Source organism: Chitinophaga sp. CF418, from assembly GCF_900142925.1.
Classification (GTDB): Bacteria; Bacteroidota; Bacteroidia; order Chitinophagales; family Chitinophagaceae; genus Chitinophaga.
The window spans coordinates 48,021-60,534 of sequence record NZ_FRCN01000020.1 but is presented as its reverse complement, the minus strand read 5'-3'; the positions used below and the strand labels follow the sequence as shown (position 1 = coordinate 60,534).

The 12,514-nt window shown below is 42.7% G+C and carries 11 protein-coding genes; 6 read left to right on the top strand and 5 right to left on the bottom strand.

The genetic code is table 11. The features are described 5' to 3' along the window. Positions 1-35 precede the first annotated feature (35 nt). From F3I09_RS32265 to F3I09_RS32250, 4 genes are all read left to right on the top strand, one after another. Positions 36-1,391, top strand: coding sequence for a protein kinase (locus F3I09_RS32265; RefSeq protein WP_149699179.1), 1,356 nt, complete (start codon positions 36-38; stop codon positions 1,389-1,391). Between the two features lie 12 nt (positions 1,392-1,403). Next, complete coding sequence (locus F3I09_RS32260; RefSeq protein WP_149699178.1) at positions 1,404-1,862, top strand: MauE/DoxX family redox-associated membrane protein; 459 nt, start codon at positions 1,404-1,406, stop codon at positions 1,860-1,862. Between the two features lie 121 nt (positions 1,863-1,983). Next, entirely contained in the window at positions 1,984-2,217 is a 234-nt protein-coding gene (locus F3I09_RS32255; protein WP_149699177.1) for a hypothetical protein, read from the top strand. A 125-nt stretch (positions 2,218-2,342) separates the two neighbouring features. Next, positions 2,343-2,585, top strand: coding sequence for a hypothetical protein (locus F3I09_RS32250; RefSeq protein WP_149699176.1), 243 nt, complete (start codon positions 2,343-2,345; stop codon positions 2,583-2,585). Positions 2,586-2,646: 61 nt separating this feature from the next. Here the strand turns inward: F3I09_RS32250 and F3I09_RS32245 are convergent, their stop codons facing one another. The 5 genes from F3I09_RS32245 to F3I09_RS32225 form a co-directional block, all read right to left on the bottom strand. Next, entirely contained in the window at positions 2,647-4,191 is a 1,545-nt protein-coding gene (locus tag F3I09_RS32245) for a TlpA disulfide reductase family protein (RefSeq protein WP_188134047.1), read from the bottom strand. 33 nt (positions 4,192-4,224) lie between these two features. Next, positions 4,225-5,583 (bottom strand): RagB/SusD family nutrient uptake outer membrane protein, encoded by a 1,359-nt coding sequence (locus F3I09_RS32240; protein ID WP_223233458.1) that lies wholly within the window; start codon positions 5,581-5,583, stop codon positions 4,225-4,227. Positions 5,584-5,623: 40 nt separating this feature from the next. Further along, positions 5,624-9,127, bottom strand: a complete 3,504-nt coding sequence (locus F3I09_RS32235) for a SusC/RagA family TonB-linked outer membrane protein (protein WP_149699173.1) — start codon at positions 9,125-9,127, stop codon at positions 5,624-5,626. A gap of 133 nt (positions 9,128-9,260) precedes the next feature. Beyond that, entirely contained in the window at positions 9,261-10,433 is a 1,173-nt protein-coding gene (locus F3I09_RS32230) for a FecR family protein (protein ID WP_149699172.1), read from the bottom strand. Positions 10,434-10,538: 105 nt separating this feature from the next. Further along, a complete protein-coding gene (locus F3I09_RS32225) occupies positions 10,539-11,138 on the bottom strand; it encodes an RNA polymerase sigma factor (RefSeq protein ID WP_149699171.1) in 600 nt (199 codons plus the stop codon). Between the two features lie 429 nt (positions 11,139-11,567). Between F3I09_RS32225 and F3I09_RS32220 the strand changes: the two genes are divergently transcribed. After that, entirely contained in the window at positions 11,568-12,329 is a 762-nt protein-coding gene (locus tag F3I09_RS32220) for a LytTR family DNA-binding domain-containing protein (protein ID WP_149699170.1), read from the top strand. Beyond that, the gene (locus F3I09_RS32215) at positions 12,319-12,504 is read left to right on the top strand and encodes a hypothetical protein (protein WP_149699169.1); all 186 of its coding nucleotides are present in this window, start codon (positions 12,319-12,321) and stop codon (positions 12,502-12,504) included. Before F3I09_RS32220 ends, F3I09_RS32215 begins: the two co-directional genes overlap by 11 nt. The last annotated feature ends 10 nt before the right edge of the window (positions 12,505-12,514 follow it).

Here is a 12,514-nt window from a genome sequence, read left to right as displayed (position 1 = left end):
CTCTACGCTTATCACTCATTTCTAATTTATTTTTTATGGTTGACCCGGAAATTAAAAGTGTAAACAGAGACGTTTCCCTTATAGACTTTGGCAGTGTGCTTAGATTTCATGATTTTGTTTTTCAACAACAAGGCAAGTGGTATCGCATAGGTTCAGGAAAGGAAAGCCCCTACACCATCTATTTGTCTACACGTATTTTGTCTGCAGGACCGTTACTTGACCGGGTATTGCCGCTTTTGTGGCGCCACAGGGTAGACTTTGATGTGCTGAAAGACAATTACACGGTCAGTGTTTTTAACGGGTACGGTGCAGGTCTTGAAAATGTAGGCAGGTTTATTACCATTTATTGTAAAAGCAGATCAGAGACAAAGCTCATTCTTGATGATATTGAACGTATCGTTTCAGGGATTTACGGGCCCGAGGTTCCCGGGATGCTTCAGGTAGGACGGATCAGCTATGTTTCGCCTCTATTTTACAGTAATGGAGAAATGAAACTAAGGCCAAAGGATACTCCTGGTATCATTAAAAGAGCAAATCATCCACGCCTGATTGACTGGTCATATGTGCTGGTTAAGCTACTAAGGAGATTACCTAAAGGCGATACTTTCAGGGGCATAAACATGCACAGGTTCAGTTGTACCCCGTGCCTCATTAAACATGGTAAACGGCATGCTTTCGACGATTTCTATGGCAGGGACATGATCGACAGGTTAGAATGGCAGTACCGGGTGCTAAAAGAAATTGCGCCACTAAAGATATCCAACCGGGCTCTTGATCTCATTTATAAAAAGGAATCCGCTTACCTGGTGCTGGAATACCTGGAGGGCAGTAGCTTGCGCAGAAAGATTTACGAAGAAAAAAGAGACTGTTGCTGGAAGGATCTCTCTACTCAATCCAGGTCGCATTTGCTGGTGATTTTTCTTAAAATACTGCAGACAATACAGCGCCTGCACAATGCAGGCTTTCTTCACCGGGACCTCAATGTGGACAATATCATTGTTGCTGAAGATGAAAAGGTTTTTTTAATTGATCTGGAACTGGCCTATACCACGCGGCTGCAACAAAGCGGACCGCCATTCGGGCAAGGGATCGCCGGTTATATTTCGCCACAACAACGCTGCTACGCAGTTCCAGATGCCAGTGATGACCTATACTCTTTGGGGGCGGTGCTGGTATTTATGCTTACCGGTAAGCATCCGATAGAAACCATAAAGGACGATCCAGCTGAAACTGCAGAAATACTGGGCCAGGTAACCAGAAGCCAGTCCTTAACAGGACTTGTTATAAAGGCCGTTGATTGGTCTGCAGAAAAACGGCCTTCACTTGAAACGTTCAGCAGTTTAGTGACAACAGAAATTGCTTCACTGCAATACAACTTACCAAAACCTTAAATACATCGCGTTATGAAATGGAAAGAAACGATGCTAGATCTCATCTGCTATAGTTTTGTTGCACTTTTTTTCTATGCAGCAATCAGTAAACTCCTGGATTTTGAAAAATTCGTCTGGTCTATCAATCTACAACCCTTTGATGACAAATGGACGATGCTATTGGTGTGGGGCTTGCCAGCAATAGAGCTGACTGCAGCCGGCCTGCTACTTTTCAGGATTACACGATTGTATGGGCTTCTTTTATCATTGGTGTTAATGGTGGCCTTTACTATTTATATCAAGTTGGTGTTGTCCAATTATTATGGCGCCGTGCCCTGCGCATGCGGTGGTGTAATCCGGAAGATGGATTGGCAGGAGCACTTGTGGTTCAACCTTTATTTTGTATTTATCGGGATTCTGGGGCTGATCGTGATGCTGGGAAAGGCCAATTACACAAAAGGCAGGGAGGCGATCCTAAATACAGGAAGCTAATATAAAGTATTCCTATTCGCATCGAATATTCAATAAGCTATTCACGTGGATACAGGTTTGTGGGGCTCCTGTCTGAAAAAAGCCACTGGTATTCAATTTTTAAACTAATAAAACAGATTTTATGAAAAAGATTAAGCTCGCATTCATTGCGCTATTTTCTGTCATCGGTGTAGGCTCTATTGCTGCCACGACGCATGCACCTGGTGATTATTATGCAACTCCAACAGGTGGTTCTCCACTTGGTATTAAAGGTGAAGATTTCACTTGTGGCGATAACCAAAACGCCACATGTGCTTATCTTGAAGAGCAAAGTGGACCAAGGACACGTATAGTAGGAGGTTATATTGACCTTTAATTAAATGGATCTGGGAGTGTATTGCTCCCAGATCTAAGTTACTCTGTTAACACCTACGCAGGTTGTTATCGGCTCCTGTACTTTCAAAAAAGCCACCGGTAATTTATTATTCTAAATCATAGTTTATGAAAAAGATCAAACTTGCATTAATTGCGCTATTTTCTGTTATTGGTGTTGGTTCAATAGCCGCCACATCTCATGCTCCTGGAGATTATTATTTTACTCCTACAGATACAACTCCGATACCTGGTGTAAAAGGGGTGGACTGGACATGCCTTGACATCCCAGAGTTCACTTGTGCTTACCTGGAATTGCCGAATCATTCCAGATTGCGTATTGAAGGGGTATATACGGAAATTGAGCCCTAAAAAGAAACTAAGGTGTCTGATCTGTTCAGACACCTTAGTCAGTTTACTTAATCAATTAAACTTAACGTTGACCTAAATTTCGTTTTTTGATCAGGCCATCCAGGTAACCGATAGTTTTTTCTACGGACCATTTTTTAACATCCCCATTAATATTCCGGATTGTCACTTCTTTATCTATGATGATCAATGTAGGATATCCCATAATGTTATAATGCTGAATTAGCTCATGGCTGGAACCTTTTCCCTGGGTGTATAGATTGATACCATCCGGACTGGCATACCGATTTTGTGCAACACTGGTCAGCCAGTTTTTCTTATCCTTATCTATACAAACGGAGATGATTACAATATCCTGGCTTCCCTTATAATGTTCCTCTATTTTTGATAAAGTATTTTCGTAGTACGAATTACAGCCAAAACAACCTGTAAACCAGAAATCCAGGAATACTACCTTATTCTTAAAATCACTTAGCTTGACTAGCTTGCCTTGTGTGTCTTCGAGCGTAAAATCATAAGCCGGTTTCCCTGTTGTAACGTTGTTTCTCTGAGCTACCAGTAATTTTAGATACTTTGGTGTAGTAATGGTTTGCGTTGCCTGGGCATAAAATGTACTATCAATTCCGTCGGGCGTCCGGTATAATCTATACAGCAGATTTTCTGTTAATATTTTGTCGCGAAGCTGGGGAGCGAGCGCTTTGACTTTGGATAAAAAAAACTGTAGTCGTTCATTGGGGACGCTGGTATCCAGCTTTTTTTCGAGTATTATTCTGGATGAGACATAGTCTGAATAGTATGGACAATAGGTTATTATTTCTTGCGGTAATTCAGGAAATGATAGGTTTTTCAGGTACGTATTGTATAGGTCCTTGAAAAAAGGCGCAGCAACAAGGCTATCTTGCTTGGGTGAAGCAGATAAATGCAGGGACTTTCCAAACTTATTGAATCGATTGAAATAATCCAGAGTTATAATATTTGCTTTCAGGGTGTTATATTCTTGTAAGGTTATTCCTTGGCGCTTTTTCTCCAGGTGTTGTAATTTAAGGTTTAGCAGGGAGTCCAGTGGTTGATTTAGGTAATTATAAGTCCATTTTAGCGTTTCGCTAGGATATCGGTACTCGCCCTGTTTCGATAGTCTTGGCTTGTAACTTTCGTCGAGATTTTGTTTGAGTAAGGCTAGTTCATATACGATATTCATTTTTTCTGAACCTTTGCCTGAAAAGAGTAGTTTATGATCCTTTACCTGGATACTGGCGTGGTCACCTGGGTTTAAGGGAAAATAGGAAAAGTAGTCGTAGTCCCCTTTGCCCTTAAAAGCTTGAATGATAAAATATCCTGTTTTGTTGATCTCCGAAATATTTATAACAGCGTTTTGTCCAGGACTAAGACTACCTGATTTTGTAAGCACAAGTTTTTCGCCGTGTGATAAATATTCTTTCCAAAATTCAACTTGTAAGCTATCGTAACCGGAATCTTTTGGAAATGCAATTGTAATACTTGCCGTTTGGGTTTCTTTTAACTTGGATCTGGTTGTTTGCGCATAGGATTGATTGCTGAGAAGCAGTGCAGTCAGTACAAACAATGTTGTTGTTTTAATTTTAAATTTCATTGTCTTCATAATCTATTTCTATCTAATGCTAATTTATCGTTCATTTTGCTGGAGACCGGAAATGCTGATCTCTAAGGACGGTATTGGGAAAACATAAAGTGGTGAATTTGGTTCCAATTTATATTCCGTTCCATTTAATAGCCTGCGTAAAGTAACCTGGCGATCGGGTTCCCTGTTCAACCTTCTAAGGTCCAACCAGCGCAGGCCGCGAAACACAAGTTCTTTCCTGCGTTCTGCCAAAATAATATCCAATGCTTGTTTTGATGTAGCGGCTGTTTGGTTTACGTAGGTGCTGGTTCCATTCGTGTTTTTCTTAAACCGGTAAGAAAGCAGCAGGTTGATATCCTGCATGGCCAGGCTGGTTTCTCCTCTGCGTGCTCTTCCTTCTGCTCTGATCAGGTACATTTCGTCTGTAGCCAATCCGCTGAATGGTGCTGAAAATTTGGTATAGCTTCCCTTGAAATAATAAGCACCAGCAGGATTGGTTCTGAAAAATGCTGCTGGTCTCAGGTCATTGGTGGGGTAGGACTTCAACAAGAGTGTATCTATCAGGGTATTTGCCCTGCTGATCAATGGTAAAGAGTTTGGGGTCATTGTTTGAAAAATAATTTCCGGATGCTCTATGGTGCCAAATGGAGCAGTGGAGCTGAGCGTAAGCGTATTGTAATCCAAAAGCTTGTTATATATCGCCAAACAGCTGTCTGCATAATTTTCTGCTTTGGTATAATCACCCATGTTCAGGTAAATTCTTGCCAATAATGCATATACAGCAGGTTTTGCAGGCCTTGCTGTATAGCTGTCCAAAACAGCAGGGACCAAATTCTTTGCGCTGTTCAAGTCTGAAATAACCTGATCGTAGCTCTGTTGTAAGGTTGCGCGTTTGGAAATCTCTTCAAGATTAGGACTAAGGCGCAAAGGTATCCCTAGATCCGTAGCAGCAGTCTGTGAATAGGGTTTGCCAAAAATCTCAACCAGGTCATAAAAGGACTGCGCCCGGAAAAAGAGCGCTGCACCTTTAATGTTGTCCCATTCTGTTTGGTTCCCGGCGGTTCTGTTAATTGTTTGCAGGCCTTCCAGCACACAGTTTGCATAAAATACCCGGTTGTAGCCAGTTCTCCAGTCATTTCCCGGATCGGTGTTGTCGTATATTTCCTTGTTCCAGGTGTATATGTTCCTGATGGCCAAAGTTTGGGTTTGGTAATTGGCATACAGGAAAAACTGATCATCGCTGGATAACTGTCCCATACCAGGTGTCCGGTTCATGATCTCCCTGTTGTCCAGCAGGGACCAGTAATCAGCAAGTGTAGATGGTGTGATCAACATTTTATTGGGCTTTTTTTCCAGAAATTCTTTTGTACATGAGGCCGTACTGGTTAGTAAAATAGCCAACATGAGGTGTATAAGGTTTTTCATCTTCTTTTTGTAAACTGTACTACATTCCAATTTTTAATCCGAAAGCGTAGGTTCGTGGTTTGGGTAGGCCACTGACATCGGGATCAATCCCATATTTGTTTGCGCGCCACAACAAACCAATGTTGTTCATATAACCGTAAACTTCAATACTGCTTACCGGCAGTTTTCTCAGGATGTCCCGGCCCAGGCGGTAACCCAGCTGCAGGTCCTGAAAACGAATGTGGTCCCCTTTTTCTACGATGATCGCCGTGTTCTGATAAAAGTCATCACGGGTTTGATTGGTGGGATAAAGGAGTGCCGGTACATTGGTACTGGCTTCATCCCCAGGTTTCTGCCACCTTTGTGCGTATTCGATATCTCCCGTTGAAAAAAGCCCGTTAATAAGGGCGTAACTATTGAGTGATGGACGTTTGAAGTAAAAACCGAATTTATAGATCAGGTTAAAGGACAGTGAAAGTTGTTTCCAGCTGAACGTATTCATCAGGCTACCAAAGGTTGTGGGATTGGCCGGGCCATGATAAACCATATTGCTCAAGTCAGTAGAATTGGCAATGCTGTTGTAAGCAGTACTTGGTATGCCGTCCAGGTATCCTTGTGGTTCTCCGGTATTGCTTAATCCTGCCCAACGGTAGCTGTATATCGCAAATAGGGGTCTCCCCTCAATCGGGTTGTCGTCACCTCCGGTTACATAGCTGCTCAAAGCTGTAGTTTGCCGCAAATATTTTGATACTGAGGTCTTGGCATAACTGAACAGGAACATGGTATTCCATTTGAGTTGACCGGTGGTATTGATTGAATTGAGCGTGAGGTCCCAACCATTTCCTTTGATATTGGCCGTGTTCCCGCGAAAGGTAGACAGTCCAGCCGAAGGCGCCAGGGTGGCATCACCCATGATATCTGTTCCCTTTTTGTCGTAATATTCAATACTGCCGCTTAATCTTTTGTTCAGTACGGAGAAATCTACGCCCAGGTTGGTCATTCGGATTTTCTCCCAGCGCAGGTTTGTATTGGGCGGATTGGTAATATCTGTATAAGTTTTCCCCAAGCCATTATCTGTTCGGTTTAAGCCAGTTAGATAAGCAGTTACGTTCTGGTCAACGTTTCCATTATACCCATAGGTTGCACGCAAATGCAGCTGTGATATCCAGGAGACTTTAAAGAACTTTTCTTTTTCTATATCCCATTTTAGCCCTGTTGACCAAAGCGGAACGCCTTTCTGGTTGGTGTTGACCCCAAAGAGGTTGCTTTCGTCCTTACGTGCGCTTGCACTTAGTGTATAACGCTGCAGGTAGCTATAAGAGGCATTCGCATAGTAAGACCTGTTGCGATTGGAAGTTGCTGATAGGAACCTGCCAGAGGGGATTCTTAAAGTAGCTGTGCCGTAAATGATCGGGAAAAACGTGAGGTAATCTACATCCGTTTGTGTGGCGAATTCGTCGTTATAACCATAAAAACGATTGCCGTTACGATCGGTACCATAATCGCGGATCTCGTAACCTGCAATGGCATTGAGCTCATGCTTGGCTGCCCAATTGTTTGCATAGTTGGCCTGGAACCTGAGGTTCTGTGTTTTAGCAGTACCACTGGTCAGATCAAGGATGCCCCCCAGTGGAATTCTACGTGTAACTGCACCAGTGCTCTGGTTGATGGAGCTGTAGCGATTGATCAGATCGCGTGTATAGTAGGTTTGCTGGCTGCGCAGGTTTCTGTCAAGGATAACGGTTTTGCCATACTGGTATTTCACTTCTGTCGATAAGCTTTTTAGGATTTTGTAACGCGCCTCGACATTCAACAGGTAATTGGTTTGATCGGAAGTGTTATCAGCCAGTTTGATTTCATCTATTGGGCGGTATAACCAGTCCAGGAGTCTTCCTTTTCCAACGGTATCTGTAAACAGGGTTCTCAGTTTGGGAATAGCCAGGCTGTTACCCTGGTCGTCTGCCAGCCGAGCATATGGATATAAAATTAGTTTGTCTGAATAATAGACACCAGAACTGTTTGCAGTGTTTTTTGTTCCGGTATAAATAACGGAAGTAGTCAGGTTGAGCCGGTCTTTCAGCAGATTATAGGTATTGCTGGCATTCAGGGTAATGCGTTCGTATTTGTCTCCTTTCGAATTGGACAGGTTGCGGTCATAACCGCCAGAAACGTAATAGCGTTGCTGGTTGGTTCCACCACTTATGTTCAACGCATATTGCTGGTTACTGCTGTTCTGATACAGGTATTTCAGCATATCGTTTCTTACATCATGTGCCTTTAATGCATTCAGTTGCGTTTCCAGGTCTGCGTTGGAGAGTTTACCTGCCCGGTTGAGGACCATGAGCTCTACGGCAGGTGTTAACGCTGGCATTTGCGCACTGCTGATGGAACTGTCGTAAAAATTTCTGGAAAATAGAAAACGTTCAAGTTCGATGTAATCGGCAGGCCCAAGCCCCCTGGAATAAAACAGATCAGGCTTATTACCGATAGTTAGGTTAGCGTTGAGGTTAATGGCAGGGGCAGTGCGCAGGCTTCCTTTCTTTGTGGTGATCACAATTACCCCATTTCCAGACCGGGCACCCCAGATGGAAGCTGCTGCGGCATCTTTGAGTACAGTAATGTTTTCAATGTCGTTGGGGTTGATGTTATTGATATCCCCATTGTATTCGAAATTATCCAGAACGATGAGTGGCTTGTCGTTCGCAAAGATGGTACTAGTCCCTCTTATAGAGATGTTGGAGCGCACACCAGCACCAACTGGATTGCTGTTGAACAGCATACCGGTGGTGATACCTTCCAGGCGGTCAATGATCCCGGTGGAGACCCGGCGGTTGAGCTGCTGGTTGTCGATCAATGCATAAGAACCGGTAGCCCTGTCTTTGGGTATCTGCTGATAACCGGTGCTGACATTGATGTTGACTTCTGCCAGGGTTTCTGGCTGAAGCCTGAGCGTTACTTTCATTTCATTAAAGTTTGCTGCGACTTCAGCAAAACCAAACCCGATGAGGCTAAACTGAAGTAAAGCTCCTTCAGGTACTTCCGAAAAGGAAAATGCACCCAAGTTGTCTGTTACCGTTACCAGGTTTGTCCCTTTTACACGGACCGATACGTTTTGGATTGGCCTGCCCAGGGAATCCATTACATATCCCTTTACTGGCTGCTGTTTGCCTTTTGTTCTGCTTTTTTTGACCATTATGGAAATAATCTTCCCGTTAATTTTGTACTCCAGCGGCTGGTTTTGGAAAAGCAGGGGTAAGACTTCCATGATATCTTTCTGGCTTACGTTGAGCGTAACGGGACGTGCCAGTGTCTTTGCATCGGCATCATAAATAAAGGCATAGCTGCTCTGTTTGCGAATTTCCTGCAAAACATTTGTAAGCGGCTGTGCTTTTGCTGTGAGGGTAATCTTTTGCGCACTTGCAGAAAAGACTGAACAGACGCTAAGCAGTAGTGCAAACATTATATAGGAGAACGTTCTGGTACCGGTATAACGCCTGGTACCATTTAATTGGAACGTGATGCCGGTATGAACTTTAGAATTCATATTTTTGTTGGGTTAGGTGGTTTAAATAATATGCTTTGAACGGTTTTTATTTGATAAGCCTAGCTATTGCCGGATGTGTTGCCCACACCTCCGGCTTTTTATTTTTTTGCCAAAGCCAAGACTTAGATGGGTGTTATTTTTTTGCCATTATCCTCCTTCCTTCTAACCGGAATGTAATGCCGGTATGGGTACTTAATGCAGCCAACAGCTCGGTGAGCCGGGTATTGATAGGGAGTTCTCCTGATAGTTTTACTTTTGATAAGCCTGGTTCAATTACAAATTCAACATCGTACCAGCGTTCAATTTGTGGGATGGCCATGTCCAGCGTGGCATTGTTCAGCAAGATGATACCATCCCGCCAGCTGCTGAAAGCCGATGCATCAACATTTAGGGATTCCAGTTTATCCTGGCCTGAGACAGCCTGCTGGCCCGGTGCAATTTTGAGGGATGTTTTGGTTTTTATGTTGGTTACCAAAAGACTGCCTTCCTGAAGTGTGGTGAAGGTAAAGGGAGAATCCATATAAGCATTGAGGTTGAATTGTGTTCCCAGCACCTTGATTTCCTGGTCGCTGCTTTTTACAATAAAGGGTTTGGTTTTGTTGGGTGTAACCTGGAAGTAAGCTTCACCGGTTAATTCTACAGTTCTGGTATTGGCATTGAAACGCTGAGGATACTTCAGCGTTGAGGCGGCATTGAGCCAAACCTTGGTACCATCGGGCAGTATAACCTGGAAGCGCCCGCCATTGGGTGTATGGATGATGTTGAAGGCCAGGGTTTGCCTGGCTGATCCTGAACTGTCCTGCACATAGCTGATCATTCCCCTTTGGTTCTTCTCGATATGTACATCCTGATCTTGATAAAGTGTTCCATCGTTTACTTTTGACAGATCAATCACAGTGCCGTTGGCCAGGGTTAGGGTGGCCTTGTTGCCTCCGGGCATAATGTCTGCTGCCGTAACTTTATTGTCTGAGCTATATGTTGCCGGGTACCTAGTTAGATACACCAGGGAGCCGATTGCAATCAGCATTGATGCAGCTATAGCTGCAGGGTACCATAGACGTAGTTTTCTTTTTGGCGGCACTATTTTTCGGCGCAGGTTAAGCTTTACCTGCTGCAATAACTCTTCCATGTGCGGGTCTGCTTCGTCCGGATGTTCATCGTTGAGGGCTTCATGGATCAAACGTCCCGGGATGGGATGATTGTCTTCTGTGTCGAAATAGGAAAGCAGTTCTTCCAGCTCATGCTGCCGGATGTTCCCAGAATTGTACTTTTGAAAAAGTGTTTTAAGGTAGGTATATGGTTTCACGGTCTTTTTTTTACAGCAATACGTAGATGACGGAAAAACCAATAGCTCCTGCTGAAAGAAAAAGCGTGTTTGTTTGTTAAGTTGCTGATGTTTAGTCTAATAAAATTAAATGGATTGTAGTATAAACCCAACAATAAGTGGGATTGCTAAGTTAGGATGTGCTGCCAGGTATTTTTTTAAAAACGCATTGGCCTTCGTAATATGATCGTTTACTGCTGCTGTAGAAATGCCCAGGGTTTCGCTGATTTCCCGGTAGCTTTTTTCTTCCAGTTTACAGAGGATAAAAACTCTCTTCCTTTGCGGCGGCAACTGATCTATGATGCGGTATAAAAGCTCTCTGCTTTCCTGTTCATACAGCACTTTTTCTATGTTGTTGTAAGCGCTGTCTGTATAACGCAACAAGGTTGTTTTTAACCTGCTATCAGTTGCTGCCTTGCGGAAGAAGTCGTACACCAGGTTTTCAGCAATGCGGTAGAGGTAACCTTTAATGGGTTTTTCAGGATTGATATTCGACCTGTTCTCCCAAAGCTTTAAAAACAGTTCCTGTATGGTTTCTGCAACCTGTTCGGGGGATTTCAGTAGCTTCAGCAGCCTGGCAGACAGCGGCTTTTTGTAAAGGTCATAAATAGCCTCGAATGCCAGATAATCTCCGTCATGCAAACTTTGTGAGAGCGTTTGTTCATCAGGCTGATTCAGGTGCTGCATATGTATATCTTAACGCAGCAAATCTCAATAATATTTCAGGCAAGTGCAAATCCAAACGGATTAAATAATGATGAAGAGCATGTTATTATTTATGGAATATACCTTCCGCACCTTCTATCATAAATCCACCCAAAAAACCGGCAAATAAATCCAATAAATATATTTTATAACCATATAAGCTATTAGAAAAATTACCCTATATTTATTTTGCCAAAGCTTCAGACAAAGAACCATATGCAACTGATTCAATGATAGACAGTTTACACCGATAGGTACATTGTTTGCAATACTAAAAAACTGATTCCACTACCTTTCTGTGTTTCTCCATAGTTTGGAAAATGTTACACTGCGCTATTAAAGCTGAATAAGGTTGCCCATATCGGCAAATTACCGATCCTATAAGTTTTATCGTTAACCGTCAACACAAATATGTTAAATGTAAAGGCGCAGCAACAAGCTGGAAAAACTTTGTTGAAATGTTTCGTTATCGACGACGAACAGGCTGCAATCAATAAACTGGAATCATTCATTAAAATTACACAAGGTCTGGAATTTATGGGAGCCGAAAAAGACCCGCTGAAAGCCCAGGCTATGCTTTCCAATGAAAAGGCACTTCCCGACATTCTATTTCTCGATATCGAAATGAAAGGCCCCTTTGGCCTTAAACTAGGCAAAATGGTTATGGACAAGGTACTTGTAGTGTTTACAACCGGCCACAGTCAATTTGCCGTAGAAGCATATAGGTTGAATGCCATCGACTATTTAATGAAGCCGATCAGTTATCCACTTTTTTTAGAAGCAGTTGCCAAATGCCGCTTTCGCAAAGAAACCGTTGATCATGCTGCAAAGGATACTACCAGTTTATTATTCTTAAAGGATTCGCTTTCTAGGCAAACAACAAAAGTGAACCAAGACGAGATCCTCTACATTCAAAGCATAGGGAATTACTGCAAGGTTTATTTTACCAACAAGCAACAGATCATGCCGCATATTTCGCTTAAACAAATACTGTCACAGCTAAGAAAGGAGCGCTTTGCTAGAATCCATAAATCTTATATCATCAATATGCAACACATCGAGTTTTATGAAGGAAATGGAATCGTACAATTGATAAACAAAATAAAGCTGGAGGTAGGTAGAACGTTTAGGAAAAAGTTGAAAGAAAAAATAAAACAAGCACATGGCAATTAGATTGCCATGTGCAATGTCCTGCTATTTGACACAGATCATAGTAGGAACTGAAGTAACGGTTGTAGGGGTTGGTGACATCTTCGTACCATTTGTTGGTGCAAAAGAGAACAGTGTTCTTCTTACAGCTTTTGCTTTTGCGATTCCTTTCATTTTGAAATTTGTTTTAAACGGTTAACAATTCTATT